Source organism: Streptomyces sp. NPDC102406 (genome assembly GCF_044765725.1).
Taxonomy (GTDB): Bacteria; Actinomycetota; Actinomycetes; order Streptomycetales; family Streptomycetaceae; genus Streptomyces.
Genome location: NZ_JBIWKP010000002.1, coordinates 253,392 through 276,146, shown reverse-complemented (window position 1 = coordinate 276,146; position 22,755 = coordinate 253,392). Strand labels below are relative to the sequence as shown.

Genomic DNA, 22,755 nt, shown 5'->3' with positions numbered 1-22,755 from the left:
ATCGGGCGGGTCGCCCCGGACGGAGGGGTCCGGGGCCGCGATCCCGCTGACAGGAGGAAGCTAGGGCGCGGCATGTCCCAAAGGCATGGGACAAGAGCCCCATGCAGGTCCCGTCACGCGTCCCACCGCCGGTGCCGTACGTAGCCGAGGGCGAGCGCCGCCGCGGTCCACACCAGCAGGACGACGCAGCCGCGCAGCGCGTCGTCCGAGTCGACGGTGAGCATCTGGGTGCCTGCCCGGTCGGGGAAGTACCGCGCGAGTTCCTTCGTCGCCCCGATGACGGAGAGGATCTGCGATCCGGCGAGCACCATGGGCAGCAGCACGGCCAACGGCAGCACGGCACTGCGCGCGGCGGCCGCGACCCCGGCGGCGAACAGGCTCATCAGGACCAGGTAGCCCACCGCACCGGCCAGGGCGCGGGGCACGCCGGTGTCACCGAGGGAGGCGCCGTGCGTGCCGAGGGCGGCCTGGGTGACCAGGTAGCCGACGACCGTGACCGGGAGGGCGACGAGCAGGGCGGCGCTCGCGGTCACGGTGAGCTTCGCCGCGTACAGGCGTCCGCGCCGCGGCACGGCGAGCAGGGAGACGCGCATCATGCCGGAGCCGTACTCGGTGCTGACGACGAGCACACCGAAGACGATCAGCGCGAGCTGCCCGTACAGGATGCCGTCCAGGCCCGCCTGCTGGGCGGTGAAGCCGTCCCTGAGCATGCCGTTGTCGGACTCGATGGCCGACTTCGCGGACCAGCCGTCGAGCGCGGCGATCGCCACGCTCAGCGGCGCGAACAAGAGCAGGGCGAGGAAGGTGGAGCGGACGCCACGCACTTTGGTGAACTCGGCCCGGACGGCCGCGGCGGTCTCGGAGACGGTCTCAGACACGTGTGTTCCCCTCGGATGCGGGGCGGCGCCGGCCGACGAGCGCGAGGAAGGTGTCCTCCAGGGAGCCGGTGTGGGTGCTCAGTTCGTTCAGGGGGAGGGAGACGGCGGCGGCGATCTGGTTGATCTCGGCGGCCGTGAGCCCCGAGACCTCGAGGCTGCCGTCGGACGCGACCCGCAAGGTGACGCCCTTACGCTCCAACTCCCGCCCCAGAAACCCGGGTTCGGGGGTTCGGACGCGGACGTAGGAGCGTCCGTGGCGCTCGATGAAGTCCGCCATCCCGGTGTCGGCGAGCAGTAGGCCGCGGTCGATGACGACGAGATGGTCGGCGACCATGGACATCTCCGCCATCATGTGGCTGGAGACGAGGACGGTGCGGCCCTCGGCGGCCTGGGCGCGCAGCAGTTCACGCAGCCAGCGGATGCCTTCGGCGTCGAGTCCGTTGACGGGTTCGTCGAGCAGCAGGACCGGCGGGTCGCCGAGCAGGGCGGCGGCGAGGCCGAGCCGCTGCCCCATGCCGAGCGAGAACGTCCCCACGCGGCGGCGCGCGGCACCGGTGAGCCCCACCGCGTCCAGGGCCTCGTCGACGCGGCGGCGCGGGATGCGGTTGCTCTGTGCCAGCCAGCGCAGATGGTCGAGGGCGGTCAGGCTGCGGTGCGGCACCGAGGATTCCAGGAGCGCGCCGACGTGCCGGGCCGGGTGGCGCAGGTCGCGGTAGGCCCGCCCGCCGATCCGCGCGGTTCCCTCGTCGGGGCGGGTGAGGCCGAGCATCATCCGCAAGGTGGTGGACTTGCCCGCTCCGTTGGGGCCGAGGAAGCCCGTGACGGCCCCGGGCCGCACCGTGAAGGTGAGACCGCCGACGACGGTGTGCTCCCCGTACCGCTTGGTCAGATTCTTGGCGTCGATCACACGAAGAAGTCTTCCGGGAGGCTCCGGCGGGCACATCGGCCGCGGGACGGGAAGGACGCGCGGGCCCTGCGCCCGGAACCCATACCTGAGTATGAGGCCGATTCAGGACAGTCGGAACAACCGGCACAACCGGCGCGCTCCTGGAGCGGGTTCGGGCGGCCCCGTCAGTACGGAAGGGTAGCCGCGACCTGGAAACCACCGTCCGGGCGCGGCCCCGCGGTCAGGCTGCCGCCGTGCGCGGCGGCCCGCTCCCGCATCCCGACCAGGCCGAGGCCGCCACCGGGTACGGCGGGCCGGTGCGCGGCGGCGGGCGCGGGCCCGTCATCGGCGATGTCGACCGCCAACACGCCGTCCTGGGCGACGAGCCGGACCCGGCAGACGGTCGGAGCCGCATGCTTGACGACGTTGGTCAGGGCTTCCTGCACGATCCGGTACGCGGAGGTGGCGACGGTCTCCGGGGGCTGCTGCGGGCAGTGGGCGCGCAGCTCCACACGGACGCCCGCGGCCTCCGCAGTGGACACGAGCGCGGGCAGGTCACCGAGGCCCGGTACGGGCCGCAGCTCCTGCGGGGCGGGGACGGCGCGGTCGCCGTCGCGCAGCAGCTTGAGGGTGGCCCGCATGTCACGCAGGGCCTTGCGGCTGACGTCCTCGATGACGACCAGGGCCTCTCGCGCCTCCTGCGGACGGCTGTCGATGACGTGGTTGGCGACTCCGGCCTTGACCGCGATGAGCCCCACGCTGTGGGTGACCACGTCGTGGATGTCGCGGGCGATGCGCAGGCGCTCCTCGACCTTGGCCCGCTCGGCGGTCTGCTCGATGACCCGCCGCAGGCTCTCCCGCCGCTCGCCCACGGCCGAGCCCGTCGCCCAGGTCGCGCCGAGGACGAGCGCCCCGAACAGGCCCTGCACGGCGCCGGTTCCGCCGCGGTAGTCGCTGCCGCCGGTCATGGTGAGCAGGGCCGCGCCGACCACGCAGACCCCGCCGATGACGACCGCGGAACGGCCGGTGCGGCGCCGCGCGACGGCCACCGGATAGAGGGCGTAGGCAGCGGCGAGGAAGGGCACGGGACCGAGCCCGTACGCGAGCGCCGCACACGCCGCGACCAGCACGAAACCGAAGACCGGCAGCGGCCGCAGGCGGCGGACGGCGAGCGGCAGCGCGACGGCCGCGGACAGCAGCCACGCGCCGGCACCGTCCGCCGCGCCGTCGAACGCGGGGCGCAGCGGAGCCAGTTGGAGCAGCAGCGCGAAGCCGAACGCGGCCGGTACGTCGAGCAGGACAAGGCGCCGATCACGGGTGTCGACCATGCGGCGAAAGTATGCGCCCGACCACAGGCCCGTCCAACGCCTGACCGAGAATCACCCTCTAACCGGAAGGGAGTTCCTGCACTTGATAGGCGAACTTGGGTTCCCCTGAAACGCCTACGCATACTCGACACGCGTTGCGCCATGCTCCCTCCCCCACCTCTCTCACCTCCCCACGCGGACGGATGATGACCAGAAGGAGTCTTGTGCCTTTGCTTCACGCCGACGCTTCGAACCGCGCGAAAAAAAGAGGAGGCGTAGGGTGGTGACGTCGATGAGCGATATCAATCTGCTGATTCTCAGCGAAGACCCCGTCGCCCGCGCCGGCCTCGAGGCGATCGTCGACAAGGACGTGGAGGTGAGCCTCCTGCGCCGCTCCGACCGCCTGCGATGTCCGCCGGGCGAAGCGGCACAGCCGCATGTCATCATCCTCGGCGAGCCGCCCTCCAAGCGCTTCATCTGCGACAACGTCCAGCAGATCCTGTCCACCTACGGCCGCGCCCTGACCCGGCCGAGGACGCTCGTGGTCTCGCAGAACGATGACGACGACGTGATAGTGGCCGCCCTGCGCGTCGGTGTCAACGGCTATCTCTCACGCATCGGTTCACCCGAGGAACTGCTGCACTCCATTCGCATCGTGGCCGGTGGCGGAGCCGCTTTCAGTTCAACGATCGCCGCGAGGTTCAGCAGATACTTCTCCACGATGCCCAGCATTCCGGAACTCACCGGATTCGCCGATCTGACCGTTCGCGAACTGGAAATACTCGAACTGCTCGCCGACGGCATGGGAAACCAGCAGATCGCCCGCCGACTCTTCCTCGCGGAAAAGACGGTCCGCAACTACGTCACCCGTATCTTCGCCAAGCTGGGGGTCCACGACCGCGCCTCGGCGGCGGTACGCGCCCGCGACGCGGGCCTCGGCGGCCCGCCGGAGATCCCGCTGGGCACCCACGTCTGAGCCGGAACCAGTACTGCTCGGGCCACCGTCGGCTCAACGGGTGGCGGACGCGCCTCCGTCGACGTTGATCGTCTGTCCGGTGATGTGCCGCGCTCCCGGCGATGTATCCGGGTGAGATGACGTTGCAAGTGACATCGCGGGGCGCCGACTCCGCGGAGAGCGAGGCGTTCCGGGCCGCGAGCGCGGTCTTCGCGGCTCCGTACGAGCCGCCGCGGCGTTCCGCCCCGATCGAACCGATGTGGACGACAGTGCCGCCCGGGGCGATGCGCTCACGGAACTCATCGTGGTCGTCCAGTCAGAGGTCCGCCGACCGGAACCGATGCCCGATCCAACCCTGCTGATCACCATGACCCTGACCGGCGACCGCACCGTCTCCGGTCCGTGCCCGCCGCAGGTCCCTGACCGCGCCCCGCAGGCCCGACCTGGCCTGGGCGAGCGTGGCGGGCATCCCCGATCCTCTCGGTACGTTGACCGGTCGAGAGGGTGAGCGGAGTCGGCTCGACATCGCGCTCGCAGTCAGCCTGCCCCGTGACCGGCTGCTCCCGGACGCCCACCGTGCTGGAACCACTCCGGCGCCAGGATCGACATCACGGTCGCGTCCACCCACTCGCCCTCCCAGAGCAGCGCGTCACGCAGCACGCCCTCGGCGACGAACCCCACCTTCTCGTAGGCGCGGCGGGCTCGCGGATTGAACGCGTAGACCTCCAGCGAGATGCGATGCAGACCCAGCGCCTCGAATCCGTACCCGATGATCAGCCGGGTCGCCTCCGTCCCGAACCCCGATCCGTAGGTGCCGGGCACCAGACAGATGCGGAAGTTGCAGCTCTCGTTGTTCGGCTCCCATCCGTTGAGGACCACCTCACCGATGACGGTCCCCGTCGCCTGCTCGACCACGGCAAGATCCAGCCGGTCATCTTGCTCCAGACGGCTGCCGTACCAGGTGCGTATGTCGGCCTCATCGGACACATCGTCTTCATGGCTGCCGGTAAGGCGCGCCGTCCCGGCGTCCAGGAGCATGGGCATCAACGCAGGCACGTCATCCGCGGTGACGGGACGGAGCAGCACCTGTTCCCCTCGTAGCGACGGCTTGCTGAGGAAATCCGGGCGGGAAGTATCGCGAACGGGATCAACCATGGCTGCATTGTGCCCAGCAGAGACACCCCACGTCCTTGCCGGTGCCGGCACCGAGTCGGGCGCCGCGAGTCAACTCTGCCGGAGAGCGCGCTCGATCCGATATTGCTCGGCCAGTTCCTCGAACTGTCCGGCGTCCGCCGCGCTCACCGTGACATGCCGGGCCTCGCCCACAACGCCGCGCACCCCCTCAGCCGTTTGCGCGGCGCGCCTGCCTGACGTATGGACGCCCAGGACGAGCGCTGTCGTTTCGCGACCGTCGTCAGAAGGTTCGTCGGCACCCAGGGTGAGACCCCACGGCACATCACACGGCGGCGCGTGATCGGGCTCCGGGCACAGCAGGCGCTCGATGGGTTCCCGCAAGGCCAGAGCCTCCTCGACGCCCAGACACCGGCGAACCCGCATCTCGTACGACCCTGGCTCGTCCACAGCAGCCATGTCAGTGCCGTTCCGGATCGAATTGCAGTACCTGAGTGAGCCCGATGTTGTTGCCCGAGGGATCACGGAAGGAGGTGTCGATCCCGTACGGCTGCGGCGTGGGCGGATCAGTGAACTCGACGCCCCGGGCGGACAGCTCGTCATACGCCGCTTCGCAGTCGTCGGTCTCCAGGAACAAAGTGCCTCCCGCCCCCTTGGCGCCCAGATCCGACAACTGGGCACTGCTCGCCTCGTCCAGCATCGGTTGCCCCGGAACCGGCATCAGCACCAACGCCGGCCCTTCACCGCCGGGCGGTGCGACACACAGCCAGCGATAGTTCCACTCAGGCGTCGTCACATCCGCCCGGACCTCCCAGGCGAGCTTCTTCGTGTAGAAGTGGAGCGCCGCGTCCTGGTCATGCACCCAGAACTGTGCATGAGCGATCTTGATAGTCGTCATGGCCGGCTCCTGCGTCGATGGTGTGCATCCGACGCCATGCAGGCTCCGGTCCGGTGTCTTCTCGAAACGTGCGGTTCCACGGCCGGCGGTAGGCCATCGCCACACAGCGCGGGATGCACACATGCCGTGCGGCAGGGGGGGCGCCGCGAGGTACGCCTGCGGCGTCATGCGGTACATCCTGCGGAAACTCGTCGTGAACGATCCGATGCTTCGTGCCCCGACCGCGACACCGATCGCGGCGACCGTCCAGTCGGTCACGCGCAGCAGTGCGGCGGCCCGCTCCAGGCCACGGGCCAGCGGGTACTGGTCCGGAGACTCCCCGAACGCCGCCTTGAAGCAGCGACTGATGTGGGCCGGGGACAATCCGGCGGCAGCGGCCATGTCCGCGTCGGCGTAGCGGGCGTCCGCGAGATCCCGGGCTCGGAGCAGATGTCGAGCGATCGGAACGTGGGCCACGGAATCCATTGTGCGTCTCTCTCGCCACCTCACGCGGAACCTGCCGACCCTGGCGCTGCCGCGCGGGCGATGGTGTGAGCAAGGCGGGCTCCACCGGATCAACCGCCGAGCGCGCGAGATTCTCATCAGCCCGATGGTCACACGACAGCCGAGGGCCTCGTTCGGCTTCGGCACATGTCGCCAAGTGAAGGTCGTGAGGCCCTGGTTGAGGGGGTGACGAGTGACTACGGATGCGGCAGACTCTGGCCATGGACCCAGGGTCAGCGGCTGTGTGGGCTTCGGCCGTAGCCGGTTTCTCCAGCGCCATAGGAGCTGCGCTCGGCTCCATCTTCGCCGGACGCACGGCCCTGGTGACAGTTCGGGAGACCGAGCGGAGTGAGCGGCGAACACGTCTGTACGTGGGGCTTGAAGAGCGCTTCCGTGGCTTCCAGGTCCACGTCAACAAGGCAATGCACGCTTTCCATGACGTCGTCGATTCGCTGGCCAACGACCGCGAAGCCGTTGACCTCCCCGTCGCGCAGGCGATCAACGCAGCCAAAGTGGCCTATCAGGCCGACGTCTGGTCAAGCTGTCCACCACCTCTGGTGCAGGCGGGCGGGGTCGTATGTGACCAACTCGAAGTCGTCTACGCGGCCGTGCGGAGCCTCATGCAGAGCCCGCACGAGGCCAAGGACGAGAACTCGCAGGCCTACAAGGGGTGGGCGCGCAGTCTGGCGGACCTTGAGTTCGCCTATCAAAACGCGTCGTCAATGTTGTACGTAGTGCTGAACGAGTAGCGCTGTTCACGTTCCGCGCAGCTCAGCGGCTCAGCAGCTCGGAAACCCACCAGCACGCCGACCGATCTCGCGCGACCTCTCGTCCCGGCCCTCCGCGACCGAGCCACGGCACGAAACTCTGTTACGGGGCTGTCGAAATTGGCTGCCAACCCCGGGGAGAGCCATGCCCTCTACTTGGATGCAGGCTGCACCGGTAGCCGCACGACCACGGAGGAACGCACCGCATGAACGCCAGCCGTACACGTACCCGCCTGTCCAGTGCCCTCGCCGCCGCGGCCGTCAGTGCCGTCGCTGTGCTCGGGGTCGCCGTCACGTCGACCTCCGCACAGGCCGCGGCCAAGCCCGCTTGTACGGGGTCCGAGCTGAAGCCGTCGCTCGTGCACGGGACCGACGCCGACCCGGACGGGACGGCCACGCAGACCAGCGCCACCCTCCTCTTCACCAACGTCGGCAAGCGCACCTGCACCCTCAAGGGACACCCGGGGCTGGACCTTGTGAACGCCAAGGGAGAGGCGTGGAGCGTGGCGTGGCAGAAGAAGACCGCCGAGAAGGTGACGCTGAAGCCGGGCGTCGCCACCATGGCCGAGCTGACCTTCCTGCCGGTCTCGCCCAAGTCAACAGGCGCGGGCGCGGAGGCATTCGTGCCCGTCAAGGTGAAGGTCACGCCTCCTGACACGACGGCCACGACCACGCTCGCCTGGCCGTGGAAGAACATCGCGGTCCTGCGTCAGGACGGGGCCACTCACCCGGGCACCTACATCAGCACCGTGTCCGGCACCGCCACCCGCTGAACAGCCCGGTCGTCACCAGCTGTTGGGAACCTCGGCCGCGCGCCCTCCGATCGTCGCCGCCACCGCGCGACGCGCTCCGGGTCCGAGGGCGGGGATACTGGTGGGTGCCGGGGCCGAGGGGTATCTGTTCCATATCCCTCGGCCCCGGTGCCACGGCGTCAGCGCCAGGTGTCGTTGATGGTCAGGGTGCCGCTGGTCGGAGTGACGACGGCGCGGTTGTCACCGCTTTCCCAGGTGATGGTGGAGTCCGGGTTCTTCTTGAAGTACTTGTACTGCACGGCGGTGTCAGGCGGTAGCTGGTGGGTGCCGGACCACAGAGGGTAGGTGGCGGAGCCGGTGGTCAGGGGGAGTGCCTTGGCCGGGTCCCAGTTGCCGAGTTCGGGCCGATTGCCCGTGACGTAGAGGTTCTGCCCCCAACCGGTCGTGGCGGTGGCGCGGAACGTGGTGCTGACCGAGCTGACGTTCCAGCGGTCGTCGGTGCCCAGAGCGCCCTGGGAGACGGTCAGGGTGCGGTTGGGAATGCTTTCCCAGGTCAAGGTGCCGGTGGGGGAGCGTTTGATGTACTTGTACTGCACGGTGGCGCCGGCGGGTAGCTGGATGCTGGTCGACCAGTGCGGATAGGTGCCTGCGGTGGTACCCAGGGGAACGGCCTTGGCCGGGTCCCACGAGCCCAACTGCGGAGTGCTGCCGGAGACCAGGAGGGTTTCGCCTTCCGTGTCGGCGACCACCCGGAAGGTGACGGACGAATCCTGCGACGTGGCCGCCTGGGCGTGGGCGGCAGTTCCGGTGAGCAGCCCGGCGAGGAGCACGGTGAGCATGAGCACCGACCGCCACGCGGCCGGTACCCGATTGCGTATCGAGAGCATGTCATCCCTTCTGACGCGCGACGGCGGGCACCGCCGCGGGGCGAACAGGTTGAGGCCCGTCGTCCGCGCACATCCCAACACGAGTTGGAGTCGCGAGGTGGCGTTATGCGCCTCGTGCGTTCAAGAAGGAGCGGAATCTGGCCGCATAGTCTCCCCATCTTCAGCTACTTCGTTAAAGACTTGAACGGATGGCGGGGGGCTTGGCTGGGTGGGCCCGTCGGCTGGTCGATGGGGGTGAGGGTCCGTCAGGACCCTCCTGTGTCGGGGTGCATGTCACCTCTCGTTTGCGATCTCGGCCCTTGAGGGCGTCCGTCCAACGTTGCGCAAGATGACGCAAAGCTTTTCACACCTGAAGGTGCTCAAGGGTGCGAGGCAGGCTGAAAACCCCTGTACGGCGGGGGTTGGGCGCCAGTTTTCTCCATCGGCAATTCTTTGCAATACCTTGCAGGAGGTGCCGGAAGGTTGCTGAGAGGTGTACCTCGGTCCTCGTGCGTGAGTGGGCTCGTGGTTTCGGAGCGTGTGGCGAAAGTGGGGGCGGCGGCTGCGTGGCCGTAGTACTCCTGACAGTCTCAAAGACCGTTCGAACTCGTCTGGAGTCATCGATGGCCGTTCGCCGCGTTGTGCCCAACATCCAGTCCGAGGCTGGGCAGGAGAGTCGGGAGTTCTATGGCCTGCTGGGTTTCGAGGAGGTCATGAACCACGGCTGGATCATGACGCTCGCGTCCCCGTCCCACCCGGCAGCGCAGGTCAGCATCATGTCCAGCGACAAGACGGCGCCGGTCACCCCGGACATGAGCGTCGAGGTGGACGACGTGGACGCGGCCTACGCACTCATGCAGGACAGGGGCATGGAGATCGTTTATCCGCTGCGGGACGAGGAGTGGGGAGTACGACGGTTCTTCGTCCGTGACCCCAACGACCGAGTGGTCAATGTGTTGGGCCACCGCTGACGTCTCTTCGCATGATCGACCACTTCTGTCGACCGCAACCAACACCTCGCTGCGGCTGGCCCGCGTGTGTCTAGTGCCTTTGTGAGGCGCGGGGCGTGGAGCGTGGGGCGTGGGGTGCCTGGGCGGGCTGGGGAGCAGCCCGCCCATTGATTTGCGGGCGCGTCAGATCGGAGTGGCTCCTCGACGGCGGGCACGGCAGGCAGGCACCGCAGGACGACCGGGCAGTGCCATGACATCTGGCCGGTGCGTACCGATCCTGCGTCTACTGCGTACTGAGGTTTTCCAGCATGCGCTGTTGCTTGCGGTGGCCGATCGTCTCGTAGCCGATCACGGTGACGAACGGCGCGAGCATGACGACGAGCAGGCACACCGCGATGGGCACACCTGCGGCGGCCAGCAGGACCGAGGTGAGCAGCACCGCGAGGCTCAGGGAGATCAGGAGCAGATGGAGGCGGTCGACCGCCGACAGCAGGAGAGAGTGCAGCAGATAGACCATGAAGAGGTAGACACCGACGGGCAGGGCCAGGGCGAGGACGACGGCCGTGCCGGAGATGTCGGTGTGGTGCTCCATGTACAGGCCCGCCACGTGGAGGCCCGCGCCGGCTCCTGCGACCCCGATGAACAGGGGGATGTGACCATAGCCGAAGAGATATCCGCAGTCGCGGCGGTGCACCAGGATGTCGCCGAACGGCGTCGTGAAGTACACCCACCACATGCCGAACGTCAGGCCCACACCGGCGACGATCACGGCGATCGCGTCGGAGGTCCAGTGCGTGCCGTCGCCGCCGAGGAGATCACCGGAGGAGGCGACCGTGCCGACGACGCCCTCGCCGAGGGTGATGATCGCGAAGAGCCCGTACCGTTCGGCGACGTGGTGCGGGTGCCAAGGTGTGCCACCCGCTGAGCCCTGGGTCAGCACCGGCAGGACGAGTTCGAGGACACCCAGGGCTCCGAACGCGACGAAGACAGCGGCGATCGGCAGATGAAGGAAGGCCACGATGATCCAGCAGACCTGAGCGATCACCGTCCAGCGCATATTGGCCACGCCGACGTCGTGGAACGACGGGGACTCCCGCGCTGCGCGCCACCATTGCAGGACCATTCCGATCCGCATGACGACGTAGCCGATGACCATGGCGCGCAGTTCGAGGTGACTGCCCTCGTCGACGGAGTGGAACATGGCCGGCAGCCCGAGGGAGAACACGACGACGCCGATCATCTGCACCATCGTCAGTGCCCGGTAGAGCCAGTCGTCGGTGGCGAAGGCGGAGGCGAACCAACTGAAGCTGATCCAGGCGACACTGATCGCGAACATCGCGAGTACGAAGGCGATGACCGCCTGCCAGGCGTGCCCTTCCGCGACCATCTCGGCGAACTGTGACGCCGCCGTGCCCACCGCGACGACGAAAGTCAGGTCGAACAGCAGCTCCAATGGGGAGGACACCCGGCCGGGCTCTTCCGGATCGCGACCGGTCATCGGGATCAACCGTCGCGGCCGGACACGTGCGCCGAGCTCGCCGGTGTGCTGGGGATCGTTCATGCGCACCATCATTTCTCACCCGCGACCACAGCGACGCCACGCCGCGGCCTGGACATGCTGCTGTGCGACGAAGCGACCCGCCATTTCGTCGGTGCCGGAGGGTCGACGGCCGTACGGTGGCAGGGTCGCGCCGGCCGGGCGGCGCGAGCGCGCGCCCGCCAAGTCCTGCACCACGGCCCAGGCACCACGACGTTCAACTGCCTCGGGCAAGCGGCCGATCGTTTACGAGGCAGAGGCAGCCTCCGAAACACGTCAACTAGGCTGCCGACCACCGCGTAACCCGTAACCCGTAACCCGTAGTCACGGATTCGGGATCGCGGCCTGGGGCTGCACGGGGAGTGTGGTCCCTTGACAGCCCGCACAGCAGGGAGTGTTTCCTCCGATGACCGCACAGCCCGCATGCCCTGAGCGCAGCGACCCCGGATCCGTTTCGGTCGCGGATGTCCCGCCGTTCAAACCCACCCTCGTCAAAGCGGTGTTCAGGGACGTGACGTCGATGCACGTCACTCGGTCGGCCGCGTGGACCGCCGCGTCGGTGACACGGACAGTGCTGACGGAGATCATCGACGGCGCGCGAAGAGCGGCGGCGGAGGAAGCCCGGAAGAAATTGCTCCCCGCGGACCTCGTCTCGGCGATCGATCGGAACGTCGAGTTGGAGGTGGGGAGCAAGTGGTACGCACACAGCCCGACGTTCAGAGGGCTGACCGGTGTCGTGTACGACGCCGAGGGCGTCATCGTGCCTGCTCGTAAGCGGAGCAGATCGCGTAGACCGAGTGCTGTGGTGGGTGCCCATCGGTTCGAGGCCGGGATCAAGCAGCTCCTGCGGAGCCAGGGGGCGACGGCCGTGCCGCTACTGGTCCGTGAGCTGGACGGAATCGCGAGCGTGTTCCTGACGGACCTCGCCCGGGACGCGGCGATGATCGTTCGCGAGGGTGGGGTCAGACGTTTCGGTTCGGTCACTCTGGAGTTGGGCACTTCGGAGCCGGGTACCTCGGAGTTGTCGGACGAACCCGTCCCTCCTCCCTTGCCCAAGGATTCCAAGGATTCCGCCGGGACCCTGCCTGCCCGCCGACGGGACAGGCGGACCATCGGCAGGGACGACGTACTGGCCGCCGCCACGATGCAGTTGTTCGGTGGCAATCTCAGGCGCCGGGCTCTCACCGAGGCATGCGAGGCTGCACAGACCACTTGAGCCACATGACAGGTGACACCTGACGGGTGGCGGGTGACGGGTGACAGGTGGCGGGTGACGCTTGGCGGGTTGGTGGGTTTGCCCGCGGCCTACGTATCCCGCACGCGCCTGCTCAGCCGATCAGAGCCTCGGTGATCTGGCGGGTCGTCTGCGCGGCGACCCGGGGATTGACGGCGGCGTAGGAGACGTAGGCGTTCAGGCCGGTGGCCAGGGCCCAGCCGCGGCCCCGGGTCCACGTGGCGTCGTCGACGTCGAGCGTGGAGCGGAAGGCGGCGCGGCTTCCGGCAGACATCAGGGTGAAGGCGATGGTCAGGTCGCAGGCCGGATCGCCGATGCCGAGTCCGCCGAAGTCGATCACCGCGCTGAGGCGGTCGTCGACAGTCAGCAGGTTGCCGGTGTGGAAGTCGCCGTGGAACCAGACCGGAGGGCGGTCCCATCCGGGAGCGCTCAGCGCCGCATCCCACAACTCGGTCATGGCCACCGCGTCGAACACACCGGCGACCTCGGTGATAGCGGCTCGCGTCGCGCGATCCCGGTCGGCCAAGGGCTGCCCGGTGAGGTCCTCGTCGGCGTCCTCGACCGAGAAGTCCCCGGGCGCGAACGCCTGAAGGGCGCAGAGGAACTCAGCCAGTTGGACGGCAGCCTTGGACGAGTCGGACAGGGCCTCGACCGTCGCCACCTCCCCGTCCAGCCAGCGGGACACGGCCCATGGCCATGGGTAGCCGAGGCCGGGCTCACCCACCGCCACCGTCATTGGGATTGGCAAGGGCAGGTGCGGGGCAAGCCTGGGAAGCCACTCGAACTCCTTCTTGGCCTGCCTGATGGCTCCCGCATGGCGGGGCAGCCGGACGGACAGGTCATCGCCCAGCCGGTAGATCACATGGTCCGAACCAGCGGGGTCGAGCAGCTTGAGCGGCAGCTCCGCCCACTGCGGGAACTGCATGTCGACCAGGCGTCTTACCAGAGCGGCATTGATCGCGGGGCGAAAGTCTGCGGTTTTCCCGGTTGCCAAGAACAGCTCCTGCGGTGGGCCCGCTCCCTGTAGCGGGCAGTTGGAGCCATCACAGTGCCTGGTGGACTCTATGTCGATCGGTTTTCTCGACTGGCCGCCCTCTGCAGGGCGCCATAGGCCGTGCGGGGGACGCCGGTTGTTCTGCGCCGTACCTGACCACGAGCATCTGAAGCACCTTTACGCGTCACTGCGAGCCCGTGGCCACCAGGGTCGCGGTGATGGGTTCGAGCTCGGTGATCAGTTCACCCAGCTCGGCGGAGGACAGGGCGTCGTAGGGCGGAGTGGCGAGTTCGTCGGTGAGGGATTCGATGCGCTGTTTGGTTGCGCGGCCGGCGTCGGTGAAGTGGCCGTCGGCATCGACGAGTCCGCGTTCGCGCAAGCCGCCCATGACGGCAGCCAGCCGGTCCTTCGGCAGGTGATGGATGCGTCCGAACGACTCCGGGGGGTGAATGCCCTGTTCCAGGGCGGAGAGCACGTGGGCCTCCGTGCCGCCGATGCCCGCGCCGACGAGAGCGGCGATGTGCCCGTCGCCGCGGTGCTCGCGCAGCATGGTCGCGGAATGCCACAGCCGGGCGACCGGTTCGCCGGGTACCTCAAGGGTGCGCATGCCGGCGTACATCACCCGGCCTTCGGTGGGGGCGCCCGTCGCGGCCTTGGTGGTCAGGTCAGCAGCGCGCACCAGGCCCGGGGAGCCGGCCAGCTCGCCGCCGAGGATGCGCCGTAGGGAGGCCGCGCTGCCCCGCTCCCGCGCGGCGACGGAGGCCTCGGGCGGGATCGTTTTCCATGCGCTGGGAATGTGCCGTGCGGCTTCCCCGTCGGCGAAGTTGTAGAAGGCCGCGTGCACGACCTGGGCGCGTACCCGCCCCAGAGGTGCGGCACGACTGGCGAAGTAGCCGTCCCAGTAGGTGCGGTGGCCGAGTGCGGCCAGTTCCTCGTTGCACTCGTCCGCGAAGTAGGTGACCAGGCAGATGGGCTCCAAGAGCTCGTACATGCGACGGGCGATGTGAGTCCTGGTGTGTGAGTGTGTCCCGCCCATGGGGGTCTCCTCTTCGTTGGGGGTGCCGATCTTTATGGGATGTGCCGACTTGGACCGACCGGCGCGCCGAAACTCATCGGCCTCCCGGGAAGTAGCGAGGACGGGCGTGCGTGGGAGTTGTTGCGTCGCGAGAGTGGTGCATGATGCGCCTTCTGGTTGCGTCGCTGGTCGCTGGTCGCTGGTCGCTGCTCGCTGGTCGTCGGTCGCTGGTCGCTGGTTGAGGACCTGGCCGTCCCGCAGCCGAACGGCCACACTCCGCGTCACCACGCGGCGGCGCCGATAGGCTCGTGCGATGCGCCTGGTACCCGACGACCCGTTCCCCGAGATCGGCCATCCGTACGCCACGGACGTGAGTGCGGACGGCCGCTGGCTCGCGGTGAGTTGTACCGCGGGAGGCCGCCGCGAGCGCGGCCGGGTCGCCGTCTACCGGATGAGTGATCTCGCCCTGTGGGACCAACTCGTGCTGGAGTACGGCGTCGAGGCGCTCGCCTTCCATCCGGTCCTGCCCGTGCTCGCCCTGGGCACGGAGCATTCCGACGACGAGTTCCATCGCCGGGGCGGGCTCCATCTGTACGAGCCGGAGGTCCGGCGCCGCACCGACGTGGCCGTAGCCGGGGGAAGCGTCAACGCGCTGCGCTGGCGGGACGTGCGCCGCTTGGAGGTGACGTTCGCCCGCCCCGAGATCGACCACGAGGATGAGGGCCGGGAGACGTACACACGAGCCGTCGCCGAGCACGACAACTGGAACGCCGTCACGGCCGACCGGTTGGCGGCGCTCGTCTCCTGGCCGCAGGTGCCCGTGGAGATCGACTGGCACACCGTCGAGGCGCCGCGGATCCGCCGGCCTCAGGAGTTCCTCGCCGCCACGGCCGCCGAGCGGGGCCTCGCCTGGACCCGGCGGACCGGGACGGCCCTGGTGGAGACGCTGCGGGACGGCCGCGTGCTCGCCGCGGCGAGGAGCGGCGACCCTTTGTTGGAGTGCTGGTCCCCGGACGGCGCCCTTCAGTGGTCCGTGCCCGAACCGGAGGACACCTTCGAGCACAGCGGCTGCCGCTGGTACGTGACCCCCGACGAGGAAAGCGTGTGGATCACCGTCCTCGTCGGCACCAGCGACAACCGGCGCACCCGCCTGTGCCGTTTCGCCCTCGCCGACGGCGCTCGACTGGCCGAGCTGCGCTTCGACTTCCCGGTGGCCATCGCTGCACGCACGGACGGCGCCTGGGTGGCCCGTGACTCCAGGGAACTGTTCCCCGACGCACGCTGGCCCCCGTACGAGAGCGTCGTACTCACACCGTCCGGGCGGCAACTGGCCACCCTGCCGCTGGGGGAGAGCGGCAGCGGCTACGACTTCCCGGTGAGGCGCTCGCCCCATCTGCTCTTCCTCTATGGCGTCGGCGACGCGGATGTGCGGCCGGAGGTGCTGGAGAAGTGGGTCGTGCGGGCCGGCCCCGGGGGCGTTGAGCGGTTGTTCCGGTTCGCCTGGGACGACACACTGGGCCCTCGCCTGGACGGCGGCCCGGCGGTGTACCTGGATGACGCCACCGGGCCTGGCCTGGTCCACACCTGCACGGCAAGCGATGACACCTATCTCGTACGCCGCTCATACCCGGACGGCGCCGTGCTCTGGGCGCATCACTTCGACGCTCGGATCACCGGGCTCGATGTGCACGGTGGCCTCGTCCACGCCGTGACCGGGGCCCGCGAACTGCTCACGCTGGAGGCCGTAGGGGGCACGGTGGTACGCCGCAGGCCGCTGGCTGTCGGCGGGCACGTCTACACACCGACTTGCCTGAGCGCGGGTCCGGACGGTGACCTGGTCATCGGCACGGCCGAGGGGCGGCTGATCCGGACGCGGACGGACGAGGAGACGCGCATGCGCGGGCGATGCCACTCGGCAGCCCCCTCCGCGCTGCCTCGGACGGCGGCGGGTTCCTAGCCATACGTGATCGTGAAGGTGGCGCCGGGCGTGGCGTGGTCGACGGGACCGTCGAACCGGGCCGAGGCGCGTGTCACCGCCTCCTGCGGGGTGAGGAAGCGACCGACATGTGTGACGATCAGCCGTTCTGCCCGGGCCGCCCGGGCGGTGTCGCCGGCGTCTTCGGGTGTGTGGTGGACTTGGTCGCCCTCCACGGGGGCCTGTGCGCTCTCGGCTTCGCACAGCAGCACGTCGCATCCCTCGGCGAGCTGGGTGAGGCTCGCGCACGGTGCGGTGTCCCCGGAGTACACCAGTGACCTGCCGGCCGCCTCGATGCGCACGGCGAACGCCGGGATGTCGTGCACCACCGCCCGGCTGGTCAGCCGCAGTGAGCCGATGGTCGCCTGATGGCCGTCGTGCAACTCGGTGACTGCGAAGGCGGATTCGATCGGACTGCGGGCCGGTGTGTTGGTGAGGAACCCGGCCAGCCGGTCGGCGATCCCCGGCGGGCCGTAGAGGGGGATCGGCGCTGCCAGACGGATGTCCGCGTACAGGGCGCCGTAGTACGCGGTGAGCAGGTCCGCGCTGTGATCGGCGTGCAGGTGGGAGATCCAGATGGCGTCGAGTTCGTCCAGCCGCACGTGCCGCTGGAGCGGGCCGAGGGTCCCGCTTCCCGCGTCCACCCAGATCCGGGTTCCGCCGTTCGACACCAGGTAGCCCGAGCACGGGTTGTCCACGCTCGGATACGGCGTCGCGCACCCCAGGATCGTAAGGCGAAACAGCTCATCAGTCATCCCGGGATCTTAGAACGGGCGTTCCACAGCTAGCGCTTGACGTTGGTGACGTCTTGAGACTTCTTGGGCGCGGTGGGCAAGCCACTGCTGCGTCACTCTGGTGAGGTGGAGCGGTCCGCGCAACCATGGTGGCGTGTTCGACGGGTTCACAACAGTCGATGTCGCGACGCCCGGGACGACGATGCACGGCCGTCAGCGCGGAGACGGGCCACCCGTGTTGTTTTTCCACGGCATCCCTGAGACCCATCTGGCGTGGCACCGCGTCGCACCGCTGCCGGCCCGGGACTTCACCGTCGTGGCCACGGACCTGCACGGGTTCGGTGACAGCGGCGCTCCCCACGGCACACCCGACCATGCCCCCGTACGGGCTCTGGACGCCCTCGACGGTCCGACCGTCGAAGTCGCCGCGCTCAACGCCGGGGTGGGCCAGGGCGGTGCTTTCGTCGATACCGACCTCGCCGACGATCAAGAAGTCATCGACCTCAACATCTCCGCGACCGTACGGCTCGCCAAGCCGTTGCTCCGGGCCATGGTGGCGCGCGGTGCGGGCAGGCTCGCCCTCACCTCGTCCGTCGCCGCGACGATGCCCGGCTCCTTCCAGCCCGTGTACAACGCGTCCAAGTCGTTTGTGCAGCCGTTCGCCTTGGCGCTGGCGCTGGCGCTGGCGCTGGCGGAGGAGACTAGGGGCACCGATGTGACGGTCACCTCCTGCATGCCGGGCCCGACGGACACCGATCTCTTCGAGCGGGCCGGCATGGCGGACGACACACGCGCATGGGGACGATTAAGAAGGACGATCCGGCGCAGGTGGCCGGGCAGGCGTTCAAGGCGATCGTGAAGGGCGAGGAGAAGGGCGTGGCCGGGTCGTCGCTGGCAAAGGCGCAGGGCTTGGCCGGGAAGGTGCTGCCCGATGGAGTCAAGGCGGCGGCCCACCGGCGGATGGCGGAACCGGGGACGGGGACGGGGACCGAGGAGGGGGACGGGGACCGAGGAGGGTGTCCGGCGGCAGGAGTGATGCGGTGCGGCTGCCCTGATGGCCCGGTGGTCCGCCGCTTCGGGGCCGCGGGTCACTCGGCCCGGGTCCACCACGGTGTGGTGGTGCCGGATCAGTTGTGGAGCGGCGACAGTTCGGCGATCGCATCGTTCTTCCGGGCAGTGGCCTGCCGCCTCTGGCCCAGTCGATCGGGTCGACACGATGTCGGCTCCGGCGCCAGCCGCCCCGGGTGTGGACCGGAACTGGCGTCGAACCCGTAGGGAGGGCCGCGGAGTCGGCTCACTGGCGGCTGAGGGCTCTGGACACGCCGGCCGTCACCGTTGTGGCCAGGACCCACCCGGCGGTGGTCAGAGCATAGGCGAGCCATTGTCCGGCCCCGTGCGGTGCGAAAGCCGCTTTCTGGCCGAAGCCGATGATGGGAAGCAACAGGTCGAGTGCGTAGAACAGGGGGCTGAACGGAGGGGCCTTGGCCGCTTCGAGTGGAGCGGGTGGATGCGCCGAGAAGAAGGATGCGCCCAGAGCGAGCAGGGCCATGATCCAGAGGGCGGCGCGCGCGGGCCGATAGCCGTATCCGACCGTCGCGTCCTGCACGTACCCCCAGACGCGACTGTGCAGGGGAAGTCCGGAGCGGCGGTGGCGTTGCTTGGCGAGCAGGACTGTACGGGCTTCGTCTTCGTGACCCAGACGCCGGTAGGTGGCCGCCAGTTGTTCATAGGGCTGCGGAAGATAGACCGCGGTGCCGCGCCGGATCCAGGCGAGCCGTTCGGAGGCGGAGAGCGGTGCGGCGAGGGCGTCGTACGCCGTGTCGGAGAGCCGCAGCCGGGTGGGCCAGGTGGCCGGTGAGTCGTAGAGGACGCCGAGTTGGGCGTTGCCCGCGTCGACCGTGCCGTCGATCGGTCCCCGGGTGCGCAGATCGGTCTCCCGCGCCTGGACCAGGCGTAGTGACAGTGCGGTGCCGGTGTGGTGGGTCAAGGTGGTGTCTCGGAGGCTGAGGTGGGTGCCTATGCGGGTGCCGTCGAGCTTGATGCCGCCGTTGACCGTGAGGCCCGCGCCGAGGTCGAAGTTCCGGCTGACGGCGACATCGACCGCTTCGAGGGCGGTCGAGCCGGGGTTGTGCAGTCGGGCGCCGCAGAACCCGATGGCCGCTGCCACGTCGGCGCCGGACAGGATGATGCGTCCTTCGGAGCTGAAACCGGGGTGGAAGGTCAAGTCCTCGGCTACGTGGACGTGGTAGGCGTCGAGAGCTGTGCCGCCGGGGTTGCTCAGGTGTGCACCTTGCAGATCGAACTCGCCGGATATGGAGGCGCCGGAGAGGCGCATGCCCCCGTTCACGGTCAGGTGCGTACACAACAGATCCCCGCCCGTGGCCAGACGTACGGCGGACACCGCTTCGCCACCGGGGACAGTGATGACGGTGTGCGTCAGGTCCAGGTCGCCGCGGACCTCGGCGCGGGTGAGAACGAGAGGGCCGGTCAGCCGACAGCGGGACAGGACGAGCCTGCCGTGGACCTGAGCCGTGTCGGCGTTCATTCCGGGTAACACGCAGCCTGTGAGGGTGAGTTCGCGGAACTCGGCTCCTCGTATGACGGGAGCGTCGGTGAAGTGGCAGTCCGCAAGGACGACGGGCGCGGCGATGTCCGCGAACTGGAGGTCCAGCGTGCCGGTGATGGACGCGCCGCTCAGCCGCAGCGCGGGGCGTTCGCCCCCGCCCGGCTCGGGACCGGCGGCAAGAAGCAAGGCCGTCAGGTATTCGGCGCGGACGGCGGGCCGGACGGTTTCTTGCGGGCCCGGACGAACGTCGACTGGCCGACCCTGAGCGTAGGAATGCCACAACTGGCGCTCGATGGGGCCCAGTTCTTCCAGTCGCATGATCGTCGATCATCGCAGTCCTGTAGCCCCCCGTACAAGCTTTACAACCGTGGCTCAGGGCAGAGGGGGAGAGACGCGGGACTGGGACGCCCCTTACCTGGGCCTCGGTCGTTGTCCCGGCAGGCGGTCCTGTTCATTCTTCAGCGCGGCCAGGTCACGCATGGCCTGAATGTTCGGGAGAAAGACGGTGGTGACCCATAGACGCCAGTCAGCGAGCTCCTCGGGAGTGGGCGGGGTTTCATGGGTGAAGGGCGACTCGCCACCCGGGCGAGCGTGGTGTGCGACGAACGCGCGCTGAACGTGCGGCTGTTGGCCTCGGTGAGGGCGAACAGAAAGCCGTACAGGTTGCCGAGCTGGCGATTGACGCGCGCAAGGCGTTCCTGACGCTGCGACAAACGCGGACTGTTGAGGTAGGTGACGACATAACCGGCGAACGCCGGCCCGATGGTGGCGACCATGCGATCGCGCGAGGCGATGCTAGTGCCGGACGCTCAAGCGGTGAGCCCACTGGGCGCCTGCAAAGCCGGTCTCCTTCTCCTGGAAGCGGCGTTGTGCTTCTGGTGTCGCTTACGTCAAGGGCGCGGAATCCGATTCGACAGAGCCGTCGGATCGGACAGGTCCAGTATCATGTCGAAAGACCGGGAGCCTTCCGCCGGGGTGAAGGAGCCGACCGGCTGGAATCCGTTCTTCTCGTAATAGCGGATGGCGCGAGGGTTGTCGGCGCGGACGCCTCCCCACAGGATGATCCGCGCTTTGCCGAGCAGCCGTGCGGTCTCCGAGACGAATGGAAAGGCAAGAGTTCCGATGCCTCGGCCCTGGATACCATCGGCGAGAGTAGCGCCGAAGCGGCAGTCAGTCGGCTCGCTTAGGCGGATACCCGCGTCCTGATAGCGCGTGAGGTCCGCAGGGGTGAGTGCGAGGCTGAATTCGAGAAGCCCGATGATCCTGGCGGACGGTAGGTCCTCGAGCACCAGTCGGAGTTTGTCGTAGCGCGCGATGGCGTCGCACAGGTCCCGGGCGGTTGCGAGGCCCTGTCCGTCGAACGCGATGAAGCGCCTGGTTTCAGGGGACAGGCCATCGAGGAAGTCAGCCAGGCAGACCGTGTCGGTGTGCTTCAGGGGGCGGAGGGTGATCTCCGGACCGCTGGGCGGTTTCAGGCGACGCGTCAGACAACTGGGGTTCTCGGCGATCTCCGCGAGCGTGAGCACTTCAGCAGCCTTCCTTCGATCAGGAACGGGGGAGGACGACGTGCGGGTCCCGGGTCCGTGGTGGGAACGAGGCCCTGCCCCGAGGTGGAGCCTCCCTTTGGCGCTTGGCTGCGCCTGGCGTGCGCCACACTCCACCGACTCCGGACACTTGCCCCGCCATGCCGTAGCAGTGTGGACGTTGCCGGGGTGGAGGCGCCAGCGCCTTTTGCGGGGCCCGTCCGGGGCTTACGCCAGGAGGGGAGGACGGTCACACCGGTCCGTCGCGCCGCCGTACCGCCGTACCGCCGTGCCGTCCGCAACGGTGCCTCACGTCCTCCTGCACACATACGAGGCGCCCCCAGTGACCGGACCGTCCCCCTGCCGTCGCTGTGCACTCGTCGAACGCCAGGTTCGACGAGAACCGACCTATGCGCCGGCGTACCCATGGGATGCGGCGGAGGCCAGGTCCATCTTTGGAGAAATGCGAGGTAGATCATCAGATGTCTTGAATCAGCGCTATGAAGCCATTGTTCCGCACCTAATGTCCATGACATCCGAGGCGCTGCCAGCGGGGCAGCGCCCCCTGCCTCCAGGGGGAACGTTGAACGGACGATTGCTGGTTGGGCTCTCCTCAACCGCGCTGCTGCTCGGGACGATCGCCATCACCGCGCCGGCTGCTCAGGCCTCCGCGACCGCCACCTGCTACGGCTCCTCGTGCACCGGCGTCGAGCCCAACGGGACCACGTGCGCCAATGACGCCATCACGGCCAAGCAGGTGTCTTCCGGGGGACGCACGATCCAGCTCCGGTACAGCCCGTCGTGCCGCGCCGCCTGGGGCAAGATCACCGGCGCCAGCGTGGGTGACTGGATTAGTGTGAGCAACTCCAGCGGCGCCTACAAGGAGCGCCGCGTCAACTCGGGCAGTGACCAGCACACGGTGATGGTGAACGACGCAGGCATCACCTCGTACGCCTGTGGCTTCCGCAACGAGAGCACTCTGCTGGCCTGTACGGGCTCCTACTGAGTATGCGCATCCGGTCGCACGGCGAGGTGTGACTGAGCACCGAACACCGCACTCTGAACAGGGCGTTCCCGCCGAAGCCGCGCCGACTGCGGTGGGAAGAACCAGCACACTTCGTGCCCCTCTCGCCCGATGGCGAGAGGGGCAACCTCCGCTTCAGGAGCCGACGAGCCGCATGCGGCGGGGGGGGGGGGGGCCGCGGGGGGGGGGGGGGCGCCCCCCCCCCCCCCGCCCCGGAGGGGGGGGGGGGGGGGGGGGGGGCCTGCGGAACCCACCGCGCCGCGCCACCCCCACCGCGGGA

The 22,755-nt window shown here is 68.8% G+C and carries 21 protein-coding genes and 3 pseudogenes; 9 read left to right on the top strand and 15 right to left on the bottom strand.

All coding sequences use genetic code 11. The features are described 5' to 3' along the window. Positions 1-113: 113 nt before the first annotated feature. From ACIRF8_RS09665 to ACIRF8_RS09655, 3 genes are all read right to left on the bottom strand, one after another. Positions 114-878, bottom strand: coding sequence for an ABC transporter permease (locus tag ACIRF8_RS09665; protein ID WP_404212758.1), 765 nt, complete (start codon positions 876-878; stop codon positions 114-116). Then, positions 871-1,785, bottom strand: a complete 915-nt coding sequence (locus ACIRF8_RS09660) for an ABC transporter ATP-binding protein (RefSeq protein ID WP_404212756.1) — start codon at positions 1,783-1,785, stop codon at positions 871-873. The genes ACIRF8_RS09665 and ACIRF8_RS09660 overlap by 8 nt, the downstream gene beginning before the upstream one ends. A 164-nt stretch (positions 1,786-1,949) precedes the next feature. Beyond that, positions 1,950-3,092, bottom strand: a complete 1,143-nt coding sequence (locus tag ACIRF8_RS09655) for a sensor histidine kinase (protein ID WP_404212753.1) — start codon at positions 3,090-3,092, stop codon at positions 1,950-1,952. Positions 3,093-3,363: 271 nt separating this feature from the next. Between ACIRF8_RS09655 and ACIRF8_RS09650 the strand changes: the two genes are divergently transcribed. After that, on the top strand, positions 3,364-4,047 hold the full coding sequence (locus ACIRF8_RS09650) for a DNA-binding response regulator (RefSeq protein ID WP_404212751.1): 684 nt from the start codon (positions 3,364-3,366) through the stop codon (positions 4,045-4,047). On the opposite strand, the gene ACIRF8_RS09645 is transcribed toward ACIRF8_RS09650, so the two are convergent. The 4 genes from ACIRF8_RS09645 to ACIRF8_RS09630 all read right to left on the bottom strand — a co-directional run bounded on the left by ACIRF8_RS09645 (position 3,935) and on the right by ACIRF8_RS09630 (position 6,511). After that, a complete protein-coding gene (locus ACIRF8_RS09645; RefSeq protein WP_404214238.1) occupies positions 3,935-4,276 on the bottom strand; it encodes an SDR family oxidoreductase in 342 nt (113 codons plus the stop codon). The two genes, ACIRF8_RS09650 and ACIRF8_RS09645, sit on opposite strands and share 113 nt — an antisense overlap. Before the next feature lie 287 nt (positions 4,277-4,563). After that, the gene (locus ACIRF8_RS09640; protein WP_404212749.1) at positions 4,564-5,181 is read right to left on the bottom strand and encodes a GNAT family N-acetyltransferase; all 618 of its coding nucleotides are present in this window, start codon (positions 5,179-5,181) and stop codon (positions 4,564-4,566) included. Between the two features lie 69 nt (positions 5,182-5,250). Further along, positions 5,251-5,616 (bottom strand): hypothetical protein, encoded by a 366-nt coding sequence (locus ACIRF8_RS09635; RefSeq protein WP_404212747.1) that lies wholly within the window; start codon positions 5,614-5,616, stop codon positions 5,251-5,253. A gap of 1 nt (position 5,617) precedes the next feature. Continuing rightward, positions 5,618-6,511 carry a helix-turn-helix domain-containing protein gene (locus tag ACIRF8_RS09630; protein ID WP_404212745.1) on the bottom strand — a complete coding sequence of 298 codons (894 nt, stop codon included), beginning with the start codon at positions 6,509-6,511 and terminating at the stop codon, positions 5,618-5,620. Between the two features lie 398 nt (positions 6,512-6,909). Here ACIRF8_RS09630 and ACIRF8_RS09625 point away from each other — a divergent pair, with 398 nt between their 5' ends. Both ACIRF8_RS09625 and ACIRF8_RS09620 read left to right on the top strand, forming a co-directional pair. Continuing rightward, positions 6,910-7,287 (top strand): hypothetical protein, encoded by a 378-nt coding sequence (locus tag ACIRF8_RS09625; RefSeq protein WP_404212743.1) that lies wholly within the window; start codon positions 6,910-6,912, stop codon positions 7,285-7,287. Positions 7,288-7,511: 224 nt separating this feature from the next. Further along, positions 7,512-8,078 (top strand): DUF4232 domain-containing protein, encoded by a 567-nt coding sequence (locus ACIRF8_RS09620; RefSeq protein WP_404212741.1) that lies wholly within the window; start codon positions 7,512-7,514, stop codon positions 8,076-8,078. A 158-nt stretch (positions 8,079-8,236) separates the two neighbouring features. Here ACIRF8_RS09620 and ACIRF8_RS09615 read toward each other — a convergent pair whose 3' ends face one another. After that, positions 8,237-8,944, bottom strand: coding sequence for a carbohydrate-binding module family 20 domain-containing protein (locus ACIRF8_RS09615; protein ID WP_404212739.1), 708 nt, complete (start codon positions 8,942-8,944; stop codon positions 8,237-8,239). A gap of 602 nt (positions 8,945-9,546) precedes the next feature. On the opposite strand from ACIRF8_RS09615, the gene ACIRF8_RS09610 reads away from it, so the two are divergent. Then, a complete protein-coding gene (locus ACIRF8_RS09610) occupies positions 9,547-9,894 on the top strand; it encodes a VOC family protein (RefSeq protein WP_404212737.1) in 348 nt (115 codons plus the stop codon). A 262-nt stretch (positions 9,895-10,156) separates the two neighbouring features. Here the strand turns inward: ACIRF8_RS09610 and ACIRF8_RS09605 are convergent, their stop codons facing one another. Further along, on the bottom strand, positions 10,157-11,434 hold the full coding sequence (locus ACIRF8_RS09605; RefSeq protein WP_404212735.1) for a low temperature requirement protein A: 1,278 nt from the start codon (positions 11,432-11,434) through the stop codon (positions 10,157-10,159). Positions 11,435-11,816: 382 nt separating this feature from the next. Here ACIRF8_RS09605 and ACIRF8_RS09600 point away from each other — a divergent pair, with 382 nt between their 5' ends. Further along, positions 11,817-12,626 carry a hypothetical protein gene (locus ACIRF8_RS09600; RefSeq protein WP_404212733.1) on the top strand — a complete coding sequence of 270 codons (810 nt, stop codon included), beginning with the start codon at positions 11,817-11,819 and terminating at the stop codon, positions 12,624-12,626. A 112-nt stretch (positions 12,627-12,738) separates the two neighbouring features. Here the strand turns inward: ACIRF8_RS09600 and ACIRF8_RS09595 are convergent, their stop codons facing one another. Then, positions 12,739-13,638, bottom strand: coding sequence for an aminoglycoside phosphotransferase family protein (locus ACIRF8_RS09595; RefSeq protein WP_404212731.1), 900 nt, complete (start codon positions 13,636-13,638; stop codon positions 12,739-12,741). Positions 13,639-13,822: 184 nt separating this feature from the next. Next, complete coding sequence (locus ACIRF8_RS09590; RefSeq protein ID WP_404212729.1) at positions 13,823-14,629, bottom strand: MarR family transcriptional regulator; 807 nt, start codon at positions 14,627-14,629, stop codon at positions 13,823-13,825. Between the two features lie 337 nt (positions 14,630-14,966). Between ACIRF8_RS09590 and ACIRF8_RS09585 the strand changes: the two genes are divergently transcribed. Continuing rightward, entirely contained in the window at positions 14,967-16,610 is a 1,644-nt protein-coding gene (locus ACIRF8_RS09585) for a hypothetical protein (protein ID WP_404212727.1), read from the top strand. Here ACIRF8_RS09585 and ACIRF8_RS09580 read toward each other — a convergent pair. Further along, positions 16,607-17,383, bottom strand: coding sequence for an MBL fold metallo-hydrolase (locus ACIRF8_RS09580; RefSeq protein WP_404212725.1), 777 nt, complete (start codon positions 17,381-17,383; stop codon positions 16,607-16,609). The genes ACIRF8_RS09585 and ACIRF8_RS09580 overlap by 4 nt on opposite strands. A 181-nt stretch (positions 17,384-17,564) precedes the next feature. Here ACIRF8_RS09580 and ACIRF8_RS09575 point away from each other — a divergent pair. Together ACIRF8_RS09575 and ACIRF8_RS09570 are read left to right on the top strand one after the other, a co-directional pair. Further along, a pseudogene (locus tag ACIRF8_RS09575) lies at positions 17,565-17,717 on the top strand (alpha/beta fold hydrolase); the annotation flags it as partial. Positions 17,718-17,759: 42 nt separating this feature from the next. After that, a pseudogene (locus tag ACIRF8_RS09570) lies at positions 17,760-18,355 on the top strand (SDR family NAD(P)-dependent oxidoreductase); the annotation flags it as partial. A 301-nt stretch (positions 18,356-18,656) separates the two neighbouring features. Here ACIRF8_RS09570 and ACIRF8_RS09565 read toward each other — a convergent pair. The 3 genes and pseudogenes from ACIRF8_RS09565 to ACIRF8_RS09555 all read right to left on the bottom strand — a co-directional run bounded on the left by ACIRF8_RS09565 (position 18,657) and on the right by ACIRF8_RS09555 (position 21,454). Further along, positions 18,657-20,246, bottom strand: coding sequence for an oxidoreductase (locus tag ACIRF8_RS09565; protein WP_404212723.1), 1,590 nt, complete (start codon positions 20,244-20,246; stop codon positions 18,657-18,659). Positions 20,247-20,396: 150 nt separating this feature from the next. Then, positions 20,397-20,704 (bottom strand): annotated as a pseudogene (locus ACIRF8_RS09560) (hypothetical protein); the annotation flags it as partial. Positions 20,705-20,818: 114 nt separating this feature from the next. Beyond that, the gene (locus ACIRF8_RS09555; protein ID WP_404212721.1) at positions 20,819-21,454 is read right to left on the bottom strand and encodes a GNAT family N-acetyltransferase; all 636 of its coding nucleotides are present in this window, start codon (positions 21,452-21,454) and stop codon (positions 20,819-20,821) included. 580 nt (positions 21,455-22,034) lie between these two features. Here ACIRF8_RS09555 and ACIRF8_RS09550 point away from each other — a divergent pair. Further along, complete coding sequence (locus tag ACIRF8_RS09550) at positions 22,035-22,457, top strand: DUF2690 domain-containing protein (RefSeq protein WP_404212719.1); 423 nt, start codon at positions 22,035-22,037, stop codon at positions 22,455-22,457. Positions 22,458-22,755: the final 298 nt, after the last annotated feature.